Source organism: Pseudomonas sp. P135 (assembly GCF_020312125.1).
Classification (GTDB): domain Bacteria; phylum Pseudomonadota; class Gammaproteobacteria; order Pseudomonadales; family Pseudomonadaceae; genus Aquipseudomonas; species Aquipseudomonas fragariae.
This window is the reverse complement of sequence record NZ_JAGPYR010000010.1, coordinates 69,410-86,167: the sequence shown is the minus strand read 5'-3', so window position 1 is coordinate 86,167 and position 16,758 is coordinate 69,410. Positions and strand designations below refer to the sequence as shown.

Genomic DNA, 16,758 nt, shown 5'->3' with positions numbered 1-16,758 from the left:
GGGGATGAGGGGGTTGGATAACCGTCCTGAGCCTGTTGATAAGATAGCCACTTGTCCACAGGGGGATTTATCTTCAGGTTTGCACCCTGCTTACCCACCGAGCTAAAGGGCAGTTATTCACAGGGCTTAATCCACAAAAAAACGGCTATTCAGCAAAAATCAGGCACGGAAAATCCATCCCTCGGGCATTCCTGCTCGTCAGATTCAGGTGTCGAGACAAAATTAAAGGAGGAAATGGCGGAGTATGTGGATAACGCTGCCGCTGAAAGAGGCGTCTTGTGGTGCTTGAAGGCATGACCCAGGGCGGGCCATGCCTTGTCTTAGTCGGGAGTGATCACTTGCCTATGCAGAAGCTGGAGAAGATTCTGCCAAGCAGGTCGTCGGAACTGAATGCGCCGGTAATCTCGCCAAGCGCTTGCTGTGCCTGACGCAAGTCTTCGGCCAGCAGCTCTCCAGCGCCCGCCAGGGTGAGTTGAGCCCTGCCGTGTTCCAGCGAGTCACTGGCATGGCGCAGCGCCTCAAGGTGGCGTCGACGCGCGCTGAAGCTGCTTTCCGAGGTTTGTTCATAGCCCATGCAGGCCTTGAGATGTTCGCGCAGCAGTTCAAGCCCTTCGCCACCAGACCTGGCGCTCAGGCTGATGGTGACGTGGCCATCAACGCTGGTCTGCAGATTGATGGGGTCTCCACTCAGATCTGCCTTGTTGCGTATCAGCGTGACTTTCGACGGGTCCGGGCGCTGCTCGAGAAATTCGGGCCACAGTGCAAACGGGTCGGCTGCCTCCGGCGCGGTCGCATCCACCACCAGCAGAATCCGGTCAGCTTCGCCGATGGCCTTGAGTGCGCGCTGCACGCCGATCATTTCCACCTGGTCTTGAGTATCCCGCAGCCCTGCGGTGTCGACGACATGCAAGGGCATTCCATCTATGTGGATATGTTCTCGCAGTACATCGCGGGTGGTGCCGGCGATCTCGGTGACAATCGCCGCCTCCCTGCCCGCCAGAGCGTTCAGCAGACTGGATTTGCCCGCATTGGGGCGTCCGGCAATCACCACGGTCATGCCGTCGCGTAACAAGGCACCCTGCCCGGCTTCACGCAGCACTGTGGATAACTCGGCACGCACGTCATCGAGCATGTTCAGAACGTGGCCATCGGCAAGGAAGTCGATTTCCTCTTCGGGGAAGTCGATTGCAGCCTCTACGTAGATACGCAGGCTGATCAATTTCTCGGTCAAGTTATCCACACGCCGCGAGAAAGCGCCTTGCAGCGAGCGCAGTGCATTGCGCGCTGCCTGTGCAGAACTCGCCTCGATCAGGTCGGCAATCGCTTCCGCCTGGGCAAGATCGAGCTTGTCATTGAGAAACGCACGCTCACTGAACTCTCCCGGACGAGCCAGGCGGCTGCCCAGTTGCAGGCAGCGCTGCAGCAGCATGTCCAGAACGATGGGGCCGCCATGACCCTGAAGTTCCAGTACATCCTCGCCGGTGAACGAGTTGGGTCCCGGAAAATACAGTGCGATACCTTCATCGAGCACCTGCCCGGTGCCATCTACAAAAGGTCCGTAGTGGGCAAATCTTGGCTTGAGGGTCCGACCGATAATGGCTTCGGCGGCCTTGCCCGCCAGAGGACCTGACACCCGGACGATACCCACACCGCCACGCCCTTGGGCTGTAGCAATGGCGGCAATGGTTTCACGAGGAACGTTCATGCTCCGGCTCCCGGACAAATGACGGATAGCAAAACGCCCCACGAGGGGGCGTCTTGTAGAACTTATTCACAGGTTAGATCAGACAGCTGCTTTCTTGGTAGCTGCTTCGATCTTGCGAGTGATGTAAGCCTGCTGAGCGATCGACAGGGTGTTGTTCACAACCCAGTACAGAACCAGACCGGCAGGGAACCACAGGAAGAAGAACGTGAAAATGATCGGCATCATTTTCATGACCTTGGCCTGCATCGGATCCGGCGGAGTCGGGTTCAGACGCTGCTGGATGAACATGGTCGCGCCCATGATGATCGGCAGGATAAAGAACGGGTCCTTGATCGACAGGTCGGTTATCCACAGGATCCACGGTGCCTGACGCATTTCCACGCTTTCCAGGAGTACCCAGTACAGCGAAAGGAAAACCGGCATCTGCACAAGAATCGGCAAGCATCCACCCAGCGGGTTGATCTTCTCTTTCTTGTACAGCTCCATCATTGCCTGGGACATCTTCTGACGATCATCGCCATGCTGTTCCTTCAGCAGTGCAAGCTTCGGAGCCACGGCGCGCATGCGTGCCATCGACTTGTAGCTGGCTGCGGACAGCGGGAAGAACAGGCCTTTGATCAGCATGGTCAGAACAATGATCGACCAGCCCCAGTTGCCGAGGATGGCGTGGATGTGTTGCAGCAGCCAGAAGATAGGCTGGGCAATGAACCACAGGAAGCCATAGTCGACGGTCAGCTCCAGGCCTGGGGATAACTCTTTGAGTACCGCCTGGCTTTTCGGACCTGCGTACAGGGTGGCGCTGGTTTCACCTTGTGCACCGGGTGCGACCGACAGAGTCGGGCTGGTGAAGCCGATGATGTAGTTGCCCTGGCTGTCTTTGCGGGTCTGAACGGCGTTGGTTGCGTTGTGATCCGGAATCCACGCAGTCACGAAGTAGTGCTGCAACCATGCAACCCAGCCGCCCTGGACAGTTTCCTTGACCTGGCCCTTGTCGATATCTTTCATCGACACTTTCTTGTACGGCTCGGCCGCAGTCCACAGGGCAGCGCCCAGATAGGTAGCAGTGCCGGTAGCAGTCGTCGAAGAAGGATCGGAGCTTGCATCGCGCTTCAATTGCGCGAACAGATTGCCGGACCAGGGTTGTGCGCTCTGGTTATCCACAACGTAAGTCATGACCAGATCGTACAGACCGCGCTTGAACGTGAAGCGCTTGATGTAATTGACGCCGTTTTCCGAGAATTTCAGATCCACGACCATCGTGTCCTGGCCGTCAGCCAGTTGATAAGTCTTTTGTGTGGAGGTGTAAACCGGACGACCGGCAGCGCGAGCATCAGGACCATTGGTCCCGGTCAGGCCACTTTGTGCCAGAAAAGTACGCTCGCCACCGTTGTCGAACAACTGGAACGGAACGTCAGGACGATCCTGACGACGCGGGTACAGAGGCAAACGAAGCTGAACGACGTCGCCACCCACCGGATCGATCGCCAGATCGAGCACATCGGTCTTGACGTGGATAAGGTCTTTGCTGGCTACGGCCGGAGTTTCAAGAGGTGCTGCAGCCGTATTGGCCGTAGCGTTTGCGCTTGGAACATCGGCACTTGCAGAACCATTAGTACCAGCGGCCGTATCCGGAATACCCGGTGCGGTGGTGCTGGCTGCAACATTCTGGGTCGGCATGGCAGCCTGGCCATAGTCTTGGTTCCATTTCAGAACCCCGACGTAGGTCACGATTGCCAGGGCGACGATCAGGATCGTGCGTTTAATATCCATGATTACTCGGCCATCGAAGAAGAACGGGAGGTGGGGACAGCTGGAACCGGGTCATAACCACCGGGATTCCATGGGTGACAGCGACCAAGACGACGAATTGACAGCCAGCCACCGCGCAAAAGGCCATGATTCTCGATGGCTTCATACGCGTAGCAGGAGCAACTGGGGTAGAAACGACAGTGACTGGCCATCAGCGGGCTAATGGCATAGCGATAAAACTGGATCGGAACGAGTGCCAGTTTACGCATCTGGACTGTCTACCCCTGCAGGTTCGGATTTTTCTTCCGGAATGGGTCGGCTACGCGCCAGACGTTTCCAGAGCTTGCCGAAATGCTGAATCAGTTCAGGGTTTTCTACGTCACCCAAGCCTTTACGCGCGACGATAACGATATCCCAACCGACCAAACTGTCTTGGTGTTGGCGAAATGATTCGCGCATCAGGCGTTTCAAACGATTGCGCTCGACGGAGAGCTTCACGCTCTTTTTACCTATCACAAGCCCCAGGCGGGGATGATCAAGGTCGTTGTTGCGCGCAAGGAGCAGGAGATTTTTCCCCGGAACCTTGCCGGTAGGGGAGTCAAAGACTGCCTTGAAATGCCGGGGAGTGAGCAAACGCTTTTCCCGACTGAAGTCTCGACTCACCTCCTGTGCCGATTTATCAAACTGCCAGACGCTTACGGCCTTTGGCACGACGACGCGAAAGAACTGCGCGGCCGTTTTTGGTGGCCATGCGTGCACGGAAACCGTGGGTGCGGGCGCGCTTGATAGTGCTGGGTTGGAAAGTACGTTTCATGGCGTGTTACCTGGTTCGTCCACTACGGGCCGGAATGGCCCCCGTTTTAAGAGACCGGGGATTCTAGAGAAAGCGGGCCCGCAGGTCAATTTCCAACCAGCTTTTCTTCATGGGCGTCTTTTTATAGCTGAACGTCCTCTTCCTCTCGTTCACCGCTAGGCTGACCCGATCCTGTTATAGAAATAAAAAGAAGAGAGTATTTAAAGCTTCTTTATAAAGCTTATAACTCTTACGCAGCGCTTTTCTGTGGATAACCTCTCACAGCCCTTGTTATTCAATGTGTACAGAGGTTAGAAAGGTTGTCGAGAAACGGTGCCCTGCCTGTGCCGGACCCTCGGAAAAGCTGTGCATGGAACGCTGTTTTATCCACAGGCGAGTTATGCACAGAGTTCAAGCCTGACTTATGCAATGGGCTGAAGACGGGTTATCCACAGAGCTTAGGCATCGACCGTTTGTCGTGTGCTTCAGGCATAAATCGTTGATTTATAGCTGTCTGTGAGCAACCTACATGTGGATAAGTCGCCTCTGGGTCGTTACAATGGCGGCTGTTTTTGCCTCACCGGCTTTCAACTCAGGGGATATCCGTGTCAGTGGAACTTTGGCAGCAGTGCGTGGAGCTTTTGCGCGATGAGCTGCCTGCCCAGCAATTCAACACTTGGATCCGTCCGCTACAGGTCGAAGCCGAAGGCGACGAGTTGCGTGTGTACGCACCCAATCGTTTTGTTCTCGACTGGGTCAACGAAAAGTACCTTGGTCGTCTGCTCGAGCTTCTCGGCGAACACGGTCAAGGCATGGCCCCTGCTCTTTCCTTATTAATAGGAAGCAAGCGCAGCTCAGCACCGCGTGCTGCCCCGAATGCACCCTTGGCCGCTGCAGCCTCACAGGCGCTGTCTGCCAATTCGGTCAGCAGCGTCTCGGCCCCGGCTCCTGCCACGGCTGCTCCAGCTGCTGCTGTAGCGACGCCTGCACCGGTCCAGAACGTTGCAACACACGACGAACCGTCGCGTGATAGCTTCGATCCGATGGCCGGTGCCAGCTCGCAACAAGCGCCCGCCCGCGCTGAACAACGTACCGTCCAGGTAGAAGGTGCGCTCAAGCACACCAGTTACCTGAACCGTACGTTCACGTTCGAAAATTTCGTCGAGGGTAAGTCCAACCAGCTGGCACGCGCTGCGGCCTGGCAGGTTGCCGACAACCCCAAGCATGGCTACAACCCGCTGTTCCTTTATGGTGGCGTGGGTCTTGGTAAAACTCACTTGATGCATGCGGTGGGTAACCACCTGCTGAAGAAGAACCCGAACGCCAAGGTCGTGTACCTGCATTCGGAGCGCTTCGTTGCAGACATGGTCAAGGCCTTGCAGCTCAATGCAATCAACGAGTTCAAGCGCTTCTACCGTTCAGTCGATGCGCTGCTGATCGACGACATCCAGTTTTTTGCCCGCAAGGAACGTTCGCAGGAAGAGTTTTTCCACACGTTCAACGCGCTGCTGGAAGGCGGACAGCAGGTCATTCTGACCAGCGACCGCTATCCCAAGGAAATCGAAGGCCTTGAAGAGCGACTCAAATCGCGTTTTGGCTGGGGCCTGACGGTTGCCGTCGAGCCTCCGGAGCTGGAAACCCGCGTGGCGATCCTCATGAAAAAAGCAGATCAGGCCAAGGTCGATCTGCCCCATGACGCAGCGTTCTTCATTGCCCAGCGAATTCGCTCCAACGTCCGTGAGCTGGAAGGTGCGCTCAAGCGCGTCATCGCTCACTCGCACTTCATGGGCCGCGACATCACCATCGAGCTGATTCGCGAGTCGCTGAAGGACTTGCTGGCGTTGCAGGACAAGCTGGTCAGTGTGGATAACATTCAGCGCACTGTCGCCGAATACTACAAGATCAAGATTTCCGATCTGCTGTCCAAGCGTCGTTCCCGCTCTGTCGCCCGGCCTCGTCAGGTCGCGATGGCGCTCTCCAAGGAACTCACCAACCACAGTCTTCCGGAAATCGGTGACGTGTTTGGTGGCCGTGACCACACGACTGTCTTGCACGCATGCCGAAAGATCAACGAGCTCAAGGAATCCGATGCGGATATCCGCGAGGACTACAAGAACCTGCTGCGCACTCTGACTACGTGATAACGCCAGTGCAGCTCATCAAGGCAAGGGACTAGACCATGCATTTCACCATTCAACGCGAAGCCCTGTTGAAACCCCTGCAATTGGTCGCCGGCGTCGTCGAACGCCGCCAGACCTTGCCGGTTCTTTCCAATGTGCTCCTGGTCGTCGAAGGTCAGCAACTGTCGCTGACCGGTACGGATCTGGAAGTCGAACTGGTTGGCCGCGTCCAGCTGGAAGAGCCTGCCGAACCTGGAGAAATCACGGTTCCTGCGCGCAAGCTCATGGACATTTGCAAAAGCCTGTCCAATGACGCGCTGATCGACATCAAGCTCGATGATTCGAAACTGATCGTCAAGGCCGGTCGTAGCCGGTTCACCCTGTCGACTCTGCCTGCCAATGATTTCCCTACCGTCGAAGAAGGCCCGGGTTCGCTGACGTTCACTCTGGTGCAGAGCAAACTGCGCCGCTTGATCGAGCGCACCAGCTTTGCGATGGCCCAGCAGGACGTTCGGTACTACCTCAACGGCATGCTGCTTGAAGTGAGTGCCGGTATCTTGCGTGCGGTTGCCACCGACGGCCACCGCCTGGCCATGTGCTCGATGTCTGCCGATATCGAACATGCCGATCGCCATCAGGTGATCGTTCCACGTAAAGGTATTCTTGAAATGGCGCGCCTGCTGACCGAGCAGGACGGTACGGTCAGTATCGTTCTGGGTCAGCATCACATTCGTGCGACGACTGGCGAATTCACCTTCACCTCCAAACTGGTCGATGGCAAGTTCCCGGATTACGAGCGTGTGCTGCCTAAAGGTGGTGACAAGCTGGTGCTCGGTGATCGTCAGGCACTGCGTGAGGCGTTCAGCCGCACGGCGATTCTGTCCAACGAGAAGTACCGCGGCATCCGTCTGCAACTGGCCAGTGGTCAATTGAAGATTCAGGCCAACAACCCTGAGCAGGAAGAAGCAGAAGAGGAAATCAGCGTCGAGTACAACGGTGACTCGTTGGAGATTGGTTTCAACGTGAGCTACTTGCTCGACGTGCTGGGCGTCATGACCACCGAACAGGTGCGCCTGATTCTGTCTGACTCCAATAGCAGCGCCCTGGTGCAAGAGTCCGATAACGACGACTCCGCCTACGTTGTCATGCCGATGCGTCTGTAACTTCATGTCCAGCGCAACCTAGATGTCTCTTAGTCGCGTCTCGGTCACCGGGGTGCGCAATCTGCACCCGGTGACCCTCTCCCCCTCCCCGCGTATCAATATCCTCTACGGCGCAAACGGCAGTGGCAAAACCAGCGTGCTGGAAGCTATCCATCTGCTGGGCATTGCTCGCTCGTTCCGCAGCAGTCGCCTGCTGCCCGTCATTCAGTACGAGCAGCCTTCCTGCACCGTCTTCGGTCAGGTCGATCTTGCACAAGGTGGACACAGCAATCTGGGTGTTTCACGCGACCGCCAAGGCGAGTTCCAGATTCGTATCGATGGGCAGAACGCCAGAAGCGCTGCGCAGCTTGCAGAAATTCTGCCGCTGCAGCTCATCAACCCCGATAGCTTCCGATTGCTTGAAGGTGCGCCGAAGATACGCAGGCAGTTTCTGGATTGGGGAGTGTTCCACGTGGAACCTCGCTTTATGGCCACGTGGCAGCGCCTGCAGAAGGCCCTCAAGCAGCGAAACTCGTGGCTTCGGCATGGTACACTTGACGCCGCTTCACAGGCGGCATGGGACCGTGAGCTGTGCTCGGCAAGTGACGAGATCGATGAGTTCCGCCGGGCTTATATCAAGGCATTGAAGCCAGTCTTTGAACAGACTTTGAGCGAACTTGTTGAGCTTGAAGGTTTGACCCTGAGCTACTACCGAGGATGGGACAAGGAAAAAGAGCTAAGTACAGTGCTCGCCTCTTCCCTCCACCGCGATCAGCAAATGGGCCACACCCAGGCCGGACCACAGCGAGCTGACCTGCGCCTTAGATTAGGCGCGCACAATGCGGCAGATATTCTGTCTCGCGGTCAGCAAAAGCTGGTGGTCTGCGCACTGCGTATTGCTCAGGGACATCTGGTCAGCCAGGTCCGTCGCGGCCAGTGTATTTACCTGGTAGATGATTTGCCCTCCGAACTGGATGACAACCATCGACGCGCGCTTTGCCGCTTGCTGGAAGAATTACGCTGCCAGGTGTTTATCACCTGTGTAGATCAAGAATTTTTGAGGGAAGGCTGGCAGACGGATACGCCAGTCGCTTTGTTCCACGTGGAACAAGGCCGTATCACCCAGACCCACGACCATCGGGAGTGATTGCATGAGCGAAAACCAAACGTACGACTCGTCCAGCATTAAAGTGCTGAAAGGACTTGATGCCGTACGCAAGCGTCCCGGAATGTACATCGGTGATACAGACGATGGCAGCGGTCTGCACCACATGGTGTTCGAGGTGGTTGATAACTCGATCGACGAAGCATTGGCAGGCCATTGCGACGACATCAGCATCATCATCCACCCAGACGAATCTATCACCGTGCGCGACAACGGCCGCGGTATTCCGGTAGACGTGCATAAAGAAGAAGGCGTGTCGGCAGCCGAGGTCATCATGACCGTGCTCCACGCTGGCGGTAAGTTCGATGATAACTCCTACAAAGTATCCGGTGGTTTGCACGGTGTAGGTGTATCTGTGGTTAACGCCCTTTCAGAGCTTCTGTTACTGACGGTTCGTCGTAGCGGCAAGATCTGGGAACAGACCTATGTTCATGGTGTTCCACAGGAACCGATGAAGATCGTCGGTGAAAGTGATAGCACAGGCACTCAGATCCACTTCAAGCCTTCCGCCGAAACCTTCAAGAACATCCACTTCAGCTGGGACATTCTGGCCAAGCGGATTCGTGAGCTGTCCTTCCTGAACTCCGGTGTAGGCATTGTCCTCAAGGATGAGCGCAGCGGTAAGGAAGAATTGTTCAAATACGAAGGCGGTCTGCGCGCATTCGTCGAGTACCTGAACACCAACAAAACGCCGGTCAACGAAGTGTTCCACTTCAACATCCAGCGTGATGATGGCATTGGTGTCGAGATTGCTCTGCAGTGGAACGACAGCTTCAACGAGAACCTGCTGTGCTTCACCAACAACATTCCGCAACGTGATGGCGGTACTCACCTGGTGGGCTTCCGCTCTGCGCTGACGCGTAACCTGAACAACTACATCGAGCAGGAAGGTCTGGCCAAGAAGCACAAGGTCGCGACCACCGGCGATGACGCGCGTGAAGGTCTGACTGCGATCATTTCGGTCAAGGTGCCTGATCCTAAGTTCAGTTCGCAGACCAAGGACAAGCTGGTTTCGTCCGAAGTCAAAACGGCTGTCGAACAGGAAATGGGCAAGTACTTCTCCGACTTCCTGTTGGAAAACCCGAACGAAGCCAAAGCGGTTGTCGGCAAGATGATCGACGCTGCCCGTGCCCGTGAAGCTGCGCGCAAGGCGCGTGAGATGACTCGTCGTAAAGGCGCGCTGGATATCGCCGGCTTGCCGGGCAAACTGGCGGACTGCCAGGAGAAGGACCCTGCCCTTTCCGAACTGTACCTGGTGGAAGGGGACTCTGCTGGCGGATCAGCCAAGCAGGGGCGTAATCGTAGAACCCAGGCCATCCTGCCGCTCAAGGGCAAGATCCTGAACGTTGAAAAAGCGCGTTTCGACAAGATGATCTCTTCGCAGGAAGTGGGCACCTTGATCACTGCGCTGGGCTGCGGTATTGGCCGTGAAGAGTACAACATCGACAAGTTGCGTTATCACAACATCATCATCATGACCGATGCTGACGTCGACGGCTCGCACATCCGTACCCTGCTGCTGACCTTCTTCTTCCGTCAGTTGCCCGAGCTGATCGAGCGTGGCTACATCTACATCGCTCAGCCGCCGCTGTACAAGGTCAAGAAAGGCAAGCAGGAGCAGTACATCAAGGACGACGAGGCCATGGAAGAATACATGACCCAGTCGGCCCTTGAAGACGCCAGCCTGCACCTCAGCGAATCGGCGCCGGGTATCTCCGGTACCGCACTGGAGAAGCTGGTCAACGACTTCCGCATGGTCATGAAGACGCTCAAGCGCCTGTCGCGTCTGTACCCACAGGAACTGACCGAGCACTTCGTCTACCTGCCGCCGATCACGCTCGAACAACTGTCGGATCACGAGGGCATGCAAGCCTGGCTGGCACTGTTCGACGCGCGTCTGCGCACCGGCGAGAAGTCAGGTCTGGTCTACAAGGCCAGCCTGCGTGAAGACCGTGAACGTAACGTCTGGCTGCCAGAGGTCGAACTGATCTCCCACGGCCTGTCGAACTACGTCACCTTCAACCGCGACTTCTTCGGCAGCAACGACTACAAGACCGTTACCGCTCTGGGGGCGCAGATCAGCACGCTTCTGGAAGAAGGTGCCTACGTGCAACGTGGCGAGCGCAAGAAGCCCGTCAACGAGTTCAAGGAAGCCCTCGCCTGGTTGATGGCCGAAAGCACCAAGCGCCACACCATCCAGCGCTACAAAGGTCTGGGTGAGATGAACCCGGACCAGCTGTGGGAAACCACCATGGACCCGAGTGTGCGCCGCATGCTGAAAGTCACCATCGAAGACGCCATCGGCGCTGACCAGATCTTCAACACCCTCATGGGTGATGCGGTCGAGCCACGTCGTGACTTCATCGAGAGCAATGCGCTGGCAGTGTCCAACCTGGACTTCTGATGAGCGTATGAGCAAACATCAACCCCGGCGAAAGCCGGGGTTTTTGTTTGTGCTCTAAAACAGTTTCGCCAGTCGCAGATTCAAGCGGGACTTTTCCCGGAAGCCCTCCTCCACTTCTACATCCCTGCCGAGTACGGCCTGGACCTGAATCGACGGGGTCAGCATGTGAGTAGCACTCACACGCAGGTAGGTAGTGCTTAGTTGATCGTCTTGATTGACGCCACCCACCCGGTTTTCTCCGCCATCAATATGGCCTCCACCAACGGCAAACCGGGTTTGCGGCGAAACGTTGTAGCTCAGGTAAGCCTGATATTCGTAGCGGGTCTTCTGTGCCAATGTGTCACTGCCTGAACCGTAATCATCGTTATCGCTGAACCATGAGACATCCGCAGCGGTGTCCAGAGCCCATCTGGCATTGAAGTGATGGATGTAGGCTGCTTGCAGCAAAAGACGCCAGCGGTTTTCACCCAGGTTGAGTGTGTCGTCGTTTTCGTAACTGCCGGTAGGCAAATAAAGGTAAGGCGCCACGGAAAAGACATCCTTATTTGCAGTGGCTAAGGTCCACTTTACCGGTGCGCCGAGAATCAGATCTCCGGCGCCGGTGGTCTGGCCAAGCGCGTTTGCCTCACCACCAGCTTTCAGATGTCCATAAGGCAGGATGAACTGTGGCTCTATCACCGCGTTGTTGCTCAGCGCAAACGAGTGGATATAGCGAACCAGGCTGACATCGGTCTTGAGTCGAAAATCGTCCGAGACTTTGTGACCGTTGCTGTAAAAGTCCGAGCTTTCAGCGTGTTGTGCATAAACCAGCAAAGCGTTCATGCCGACAGGCAGCGGCTCATAATCGCCTGCGGTGATTTCCAGGGCATGAGTCACGGTCGACCAATACAGCATGGTAGAGCTGGCCAGCACTGAACGAGCAACCAGGTTGAGTCTTTGCATATCTGTTTCCTCAAGGATTAATGCGTGTCAGCGGCTCAGCAAGCCGCTGCCGGGGTGGCAATTGAGGTATTCGAAATACTGGGCCTCACGGGGGATCACCGCGATCTCATGGTAGAGGCGTAACTGGACCTGGAAGTTGAGGGTCTGTACGTACTGCATGAAGCCGCCGAAGATCGCCACATGAGTGGGATGGGTCTTTGCCCAACGCTCCAGGTTGCTCAGGTGATCGAACCAGGCGAGGCCGAAGCTCTTCTCCAAAGGCTCGCCGCTCTCGTTGTCCAGCGCTTGCATGAAGCGACAGCTCAGGCAGCCGACGGTGGCGCCTTCGTCGCGCAGAAACGTCATGCCGGTCTGCAGCACGGGCTGTATGTCGTTCAGGTACAGATCGCGTTCCTGTCCGGTGGTGCTGCTCCAGTCCTGCCCGGAGCGAATCAGGCACAGGTTGTCGCGACCGGACATACGCACCCTGCCGGCACGCAGCACGTCCGCACTTGAAGGATTGCTGCTACCTGCCAGTGCATCAGTCTGGGCAAAAGGGATACGGTCGCGGGAACTGCCCCAGTACGCGTGTTCCTGAATAGGCTCACTCATGTGAGTGGCCAGGTGAGTAACACCTTCGGGCACATCCGGGGCGGAAAACAATGTTTCGAAACGCTCGGTGCTGGGGCAAACGACCTCTAGGAACCATCCCAGCGGCCCTGTTTCACGAGCCGGATCCTGCCACCAGCGCAAGAACCCCGAGCTGTTTCGCCACTGATTGAAAGCGTCCACGTCGTGCCAGTAAGCGATGGCTATGCAGGTATGGAAACCATCGGCGTCCACGCAACATGCGCTGTCCCAATACCGCGGGCCTGAGTCGCTATCAAACCGAGCGGTTATCGCTGCCAGTTCTGGCAGACCTACCGGACGCAGGGACTGGACGCCGAAATAAGCCATCACCACCTGCCCTGCCAGCGGATCGAAACGCGCGGACCATGCAGGAAAAGGTGGTTGATAGCCCTCGGGCAGATTGCTGTTCAGCTCACGTGGCTTGCGCAGATGTTCAGGAATCGCTGAGTGCATGTCACACCTCCAGCGCGATGTCAGGCCGAAGCAGCTCGATGGACTCGCTGCTGATCGGCAGGCCTGGCAGATCGACTACACATGGAGCGGGATTGGGATTGAACATCAGACGAGTCACGTCGGGACGTGAGTAATGTCCAGCCGGGTCGGCTGCTACTTTGGCGAAGGTCAATGCGGCTGGATCAAGTGTTGCGTAGAGCAGACCTTCCTCATGTTCGCTCAATGGGGTCGCCAGATCACTTCCGTCCGGACCGAAAATCCGTGCGTGTCCGCCACCGGCCTGCAGCAGGCTGCGTTTGGCATCACTGTCGCAAAGCATTTCGATCATTTCAGGGGAAACGATTGCACAGGGTGCGAGGACGAAGCATTGCCCTTCTGCGGCATAAACCCGCGAAGCCGCAGTATTGACCTCGGGGCCCAGGGCGCTCGTGGCGTTGCGGTACAGGCTGAAGCTTGGCCAGGCCGCTACGTGAATCTGTTCGTTCTGTGCGTACATGGCGTACTTGGAAAGCGGTTGCAGGTGCTCCCAGCAGCAAAGCGCACCGAGAACACCGACAGGGGTTTCAAAGGTACGCAATGATGCCCCGTCGCCTTCGCCAAACATCGTACGTTCCACATGAGTAGCCTTGAGCTTGCGACGCACGCCAACCGTTTCACCGTGATCGTCGATGATCCACTGACCGATATACAGCGACGCGTTGTTGCGCTCGCTGTAACCGAGCACCACATAGAGACCGAGATGGCGAGCCGCATCGCTGATACGTCGGGCCTGAACACTGTCCAGCACCAGAGACTGCTGGTGATAACGCTGCACCAACGGCATGTTCCAGGCCGGTGCGTCGAGCCACAAGAACCACGGATAGCCCGGAATCCACGTTTCCGGGAATGCAATAAGACCGGCTCCGGCGGCTGCCGCCTGCTCCATCAGGGTTATGGTCTTGTCTACGGTGGCGTCCAGATCCAGGAACACGGGCGCAGCCTGCACACAGGCGACTTTCAAAGGCTCTTTCATCGTCAAAACTCGAATGGCTGTTGGATGGCCACAGGCTATGAGCTTTCCTGACGACGGTATTAGGACGAAAAGGAACGGCTTTTTGACTGGAAGGGATTGGCTGACAGGGATGGTTTCAGACTTGCATGGCGATTGGCTCGACGCATCGAAGTGCAGGTTGAACGCGATGAGCATCTATTTCGATACCAACAGCATTGTCGTGCGGGAACGGGCAGAGTTCTGGCAGGAAGTGGTGTGCAGTACTTTCGTGCCATTGGAATGTGCCTTCCCGGATCGACAAAACTTCCAGGGTCGTTTGCGCTCGCATAGCGTCGCAGGGCTTGGCTTGGTTGAAGTACAGGCCTGCGAGCAGACGGTCGTTCGAGATACCTCGAGTATTTCGCGCAGTGACGACGAGTTCGTATTGGTGAGTCTGGCGCTTGAAGGCCGGGCGCAGGTTTCTCAGGAGGGACGCGAAGCGATATTGGAGATCGGCGACTTTGCTATCTACGACACTCGTCGCCCTTACCGATTGCACTTCGACAGTGCGTTCAGTCAGACCGTGGTGCAAATCCCGCGCAACAGTCTGCAGCAGCGCCTGTGCAATCTGGAGTATCTGACCGCTTTATCCATGTCTCGCGATAACCCGCTCAATGGACTGGTCTTCGACTTTTTTACCGGTCTCGCTGCACTCGAGAACCGGGTAGGCGAATCGCAGCAGGCGCGGATAACCGAGCAAGGGCTGGACTTGTTGGCAATGGCTTTGTCCGAAAGAGTCAAAGGGCAGGCACAAGGTTCGAGACGCAGTGGCTTACTGCTGCGCATTAAGGACCATATTCAGGCCAACCTGGCAGATACAAAACTGTCTCTGGCCAGTGTCAGCGTCCGATTCGGAGTCAGCACGCGCTATGTCAGCAGCCTGTTTCAGGATGAACAGACCTCGTTCGGGCGCTACCTGTTGGGCTCCCGGCTACAACGCTGCGCCAGTGATCTGCGCGAGCCATTACTCGCCAATCGACAGATCAGCGAGATCGCCTGGCGTTGGGGATTCAGTGATGTCGCTTACTTCAGCAGAGTCTTCCGCCAGCGCTTCGGAGTGCCTGCAAGGGAATATCGGCTTGAAACTTCGCCAACCCCCGGGCATAAAAAAACCGACCTCTTAAAGGTCGGTTTCTGATACATCATCAAAACTTATGCACGTTTTTCCGGTTTTTATAGCCTGAAAAAATATGTATACGAATTAACAGGTTAGACAGTCTTTTTCAGCGATTTCAGAAAAACCGTACACAGGTTATCCACAAAATCACGCCGGGACTTTTTCGGGGGTGGCTGCAGGCTCGACAGGCGAACCCATTGCGCGTTGTGTGTCTTCATTCCAGGCCTGCACACGCTCATTCAACGCAGCAATGGCACGTGGGCCTGTGCCTTCTGCATACATCGGCTCGCCGATCACCACCTGAATGGTACCTGGCTTTTTCGCCCAGCCGTCGCGAGGCCAATACTTGCCTGCGTTGTGCGCGACAGGCAGCACGGGCAGGTCGGCGTTCACTGCCAGTGCAGTTCCACCGCGTGAGAATTTGCCGACCTGGCCGTAAGGCACGCGTGTGCCCTCCGGGAAGATCAATACCCAGACGCCGTCCTTGAGCAGCTCGTCGCCCTTCTTGGCAATCTCCCTGAGTGCGGCTTTCGGGTTTTCGCGGTCGATGGCGATCGGGCGCAGCATTGCCATCGCCCAGCCAAAGAACGGCACGTACAGCAGTTCACGCTTGAGGACCTGACTCATCGGCTCGAAATACGCCGACAGAAAGAAGGTCTCCCAGGTGCTCTGATGGTTGGAGATGATCACGCAGGGGGTTTTCGGTACGTTCTCGGCGCCAGTTACTTCAACCTTGATGTTCAGAAACACCTTGGTCAGCCAGATGGCGCAGCGGCACCAGTAGACGTTGATGAAGCGATAGCGGGCTTTGAACGGCAGAAAAGGCGCAATGAAAAAACTCAACGTGCACCACAGCAGCGAGCTGGTGCCCAGCAACAGGTAAAAGAAGAAGGTCCTGATTGCCTGCATGATCGACATAGTTACGTTTACCGTACGGGCAGGTGCCCGCTCCTTGAGCGTCCTGAACCTGAAGAACTGATTGTTCAGTGAGTGCTGTTGTGGATAAGTTCTGCGGCAACTGCCGCCAGATCGTCAAAAATCAATGTGCCTGCCGGCACTCCGCCTTCCATCGTCTTGCGGCCTTTGCCGGTCATTACCAGCACAGGCTGAGAATCGACGGCCAATGCGGCCTGCAGGTCACCCTTGCTGTCGCCCACGAACCAAAGACCCTTGAGGTCCGCGGCGTAATGACGGGCGATGGCCCGCAGCATGCCGGGTTTGGGCTTGCGGCAGGTACAGCCATCGTCTGGCCCATGCGGGCAATAGACGATCAAACCGAGCTCGCCGCCCTGCTCTGCCACCAGCTTGCGCAAGCGCACGTGCATGGCATCCAGAGTGGCCAGATCGTAATAACCTCGGGCAATGCCCGACTGGTTGGTGGCGACGGCCACCGTCCAGCCGGCCTTGCTCAGCGCTGCGATAGCTTCGATCGAGCCAGGAATGGGCAGCCACTCCGCCACCGACTTTATGTAAGTGTCGGAGTCATGATTGATCACGCCATCCCGATCGAGTATCAGCAGTTTCACAGC

15 protein-coding genes are annotated in these 16,758 nt (G+C 56.7%); 5 read left to right on the top strand and 10 right to left on the bottom strand.

The window, feature by feature from the left end; genetic code table 11:
• Positions 1–334: 334 nt before the first annotated feature.
• The 5 genes from mnmE to rpmH form a co-directional block, all read right to left on the bottom strand.
• Positions 335–1,705 (bottom strand): tRNA uridine-5-carboxymethylaminomethyl(34) synthesis GTPase MnmE, encoded by a 1,371-nt coding sequence (gene mnmE / locus KBY08_RS16710; protein ID WP_024639356.1) that lies wholly within the window; start codon positions 1,703–1,705, stop codon positions 335–337.
• 78 nt (positions 1,706–1,783) lie between these two features.
• Positions 1,784–3,475, bottom strand: coding sequence for a membrane protein insertase YidC (yidC, locus tag KBY08_RS16705; RefSeq protein WP_003401421.1), 1,692 nt, complete (start codon positions 3,473–3,475; stop codon positions 1,784–1,786).
• A gap of 2 nt (positions 3,476–3,477) precedes the next feature.
• Positions 3,478–3,723, bottom strand: a complete 246-nt coding sequence (gene yidD, locus KBY08_RS16700; protein ID WP_002551313.1) for a membrane protein insertion efficiency factor YidD — start codon at positions 3,721–3,723, stop codon at positions 3,478–3,480.
• Positions 3,716–4,117, bottom strand: a complete 402-nt coding sequence (rnpA, locus tag KBY08_RS16695; RefSeq protein WP_002551314.1) for a ribonuclease P protein component — start codon at positions 4,115–4,117, stop codon at positions 3,716–3,718. Before rnpA ends, yidD begins: the two co-directional genes overlap by 8 nt.
• Positions 4,118–4,133: 16 nt before the next feature.
• The gene (gene rpmH / locus KBY08_RS16690; RefSeq protein ID WP_002551315.1) at positions 4,134–4,268 is read right to left on the bottom strand and encodes a 50S ribosomal protein L34; all 135 of its coding nucleotides are present in this window, start codon (positions 4,266–4,268) and stop codon (positions 4,134–4,136) included.
• Between the two features lie 584 nt (positions 4,269–4,852).
• Between rpmH and dnaA the strand changes: the two genes are divergently transcribed.
• From dnaA to gyrB, 4 genes are read left to right on the top strand one after another with little or no spacing between them, the layout of a single operon-like run.
• Positions 4,853–6,388 carry a chromosomal replication initiator protein DnaA gene (gene dnaA, locus KBY08_RS16685; protein WP_003401422.1) on the top strand — a complete coding sequence of 512 codons (1,536 nt, stop codon included), beginning with the start codon at positions 4,853–4,855 and terminating at the stop codon, positions 6,386–6,388.
• A gap of 38 nt (positions 6,389–6,426) precedes the next feature.
• Positions 6,427–7,530, top strand: coding sequence for a DNA polymerase III subunit beta (dnaN, locus tag KBY08_RS16680; RefSeq protein ID WP_003421522.1), 1,104 nt, complete (start codon positions 6,427–6,429; stop codon positions 7,528–7,530).
• A gap of 22 nt (positions 7,531–7,552) precedes the next feature.
• Positions 7,553–8,656, top strand: coding sequence for a DNA replication/repair protein RecF (gene recF / locus KBY08_RS16675; protein WP_111522531.1), 1,104 nt, complete (start codon positions 7,553–7,555; stop codon positions 8,654–8,656).
• Between the two features lie 4 nt (positions 8,657–8,660).
• Positions 8,661–11,078 (top strand): DNA topoisomerase (ATP-hydrolyzing) subunit B, encoded by a 2,418-nt coding sequence (gene gyrB, locus KBY08_RS16670; protein WP_003340175.1) that lies wholly within the window; start codon positions 8,661–8,663, stop codon positions 11,076–11,078.
• Between the two features lie 54 nt (positions 11,079–11,132).
• Here gyrB and KBY08_RS16665 read toward each other — a convergent pair whose 3' ends face one another.
• The 3 genes from KBY08_RS16665 to KBY08_RS16655 are packed head-to-tail and all read right to left on the bottom strand — an operon-like array spanning position 11,133 to position 14,094.
• Positions 11,133–12,020: a transporter gene (locus KBY08_RS16665; RefSeq protein ID WP_225651216.1), complete on the bottom strand. Its 888-nt coding sequence runs from the start codon at positions 12,018–12,020 to the stop codon at positions 11,133–11,135.
• Between the two features lie 27 nt (positions 12,021–12,047).
• Positions 12,048–13,082: a phenylacetaldoxime dehydratase family protein gene (locus KBY08_RS16660; RefSeq protein ID WP_111522530.1), complete on the bottom strand. Its 1,035-nt coding sequence runs from the start codon at positions 13,080–13,082 to the stop codon at positions 12,048–12,050.
• Position 13,083: 1 nt separating this feature from the next.
• Positions 13,084–14,094, bottom strand: coding sequence for a nitrilase (locus KBY08_RS16655; protein ID WP_096103901.1), 1,011 nt, complete (start codon positions 14,092–14,094; stop codon positions 13,084–13,086).
• A gap of 166 nt (positions 14,095–14,260) precedes the next feature.
• Here KBY08_RS16655 and KBY08_RS16650 point away from each other — a divergent pair, with 166 nt between their 5' ends.
• On the top strand, positions 14,261–15,250 hold the full coding sequence (locus KBY08_RS16650) for a helix-turn-helix domain-containing protein (RefSeq protein WP_111522549.1): 990 nt from the start codon (positions 14,261–14,263) through the stop codon (positions 15,248–15,250).
• Positions 15,251–15,376: 126 nt separating this feature from the next.
• On the opposite strand, the gene KBY08_RS16645 is transcribed toward KBY08_RS16650, so the two are convergent.
• Positions 15,377–16,147 (bottom strand): lysophospholipid acyltransferase family protein, encoded by a 771-nt coding sequence (locus tag KBY08_RS16645; RefSeq protein ID WP_011266128.1) that lies wholly within the window; start codon positions 16,145–16,147, stop codon positions 15,377–15,379.
• 65 nt (positions 16,148–16,212) lie between these two features.
• Positions 16,213–16,755 (bottom strand): D-glycero-beta-D-manno-heptose 1,7-bisphosphate 7-phosphatase, encoded by a 543-nt coding sequence (gmhB, locus tag KBY08_RS16640; protein ID WP_003401440.1) that lies wholly within the window; start codon positions 16,753–16,755, stop codon positions 16,213–16,215.
• Positions 16,756–16,758: the final 3 nt, after the last annotated feature.

Coding starts and splice junctions, on each gene's coding strand:
- mnmE (WP_024639356.1), bottom strand. CDS start 1,705: ATGAACGTTCCTCGTGAAACCATTGCCGCCATTGCTACAGCCCAAGGG.
- yidC (WP_003401421.1), bottom strand. CDS start 3,475: ATGGATATTAAACGCACGATCCTGATCGTCGCCCTGGCAATCGTGACC.
- yidD (WP_002551313.1), bottom strand. CDS start 3,723: ATGCGTAAACTGGCACTCGTTCCGATCCAGTTTTATCGCTATGCCATT.
- rpmH (WP_002551315.1), bottom strand. CDS start 4,268: ATGAAACGTACTTTCCAACCCAGCACTATCAAGCGCGCCCGCACCCAC.
- dnaN (WP_003421522.1), top strand. CDS start 6,427: ATGCATTTCACCATTCAACGCGAAGCCCTGTTGAAACCCCTGCAATTG.
- recF (WP_111522531.1), top strand. CDS start 7,553: ATGTCTCTTAGTCGCGTCTCGGTCACCGGGGTGCGCAATCTGCACCCG.
- gyrB (WP_003340175.1), top strand. CDS start 8,661: ATGAGCGAAAACCAAACGTACGACTCGTCCAGCATTAAAGTGCTGAAA.
- KBY08_RS16665 (WP_225651216.1), bottom strand. CDS start 12,020: ATGCAAAGACTCAACCTGGTTGCTCGTTCAGTGCTGGCCAGCTCTACC.
- KBY08_RS16660 (WP_111522530.1), bottom strand. CDS start 13,082: ATGCACTCAGCGATTCCTGAACATCTGCGCAAGCCACGTGAGCTGAAC.
- KBY08_RS16655 (WP_096103901.1), bottom strand. CDS start 14,094: ATGAAAGAGCCTTTGAAAGTCGCCTGTGTGCAGGCTGCGCCCGTGTTC.
- KBY08_RS16650 (WP_111522549.1), top strand. CDS start 14,261: ATGAGCATCTATTTCGATACCAACAGCATTGTCGTGCGGGAACGGGCA.
- KBY08_RS16645 (WP_011266128.1), bottom strand. CDS start 16,147: ATGTCGATCATGCAGGCAATCAGGACCTTCTTCTTTTACCTGTTGCTG.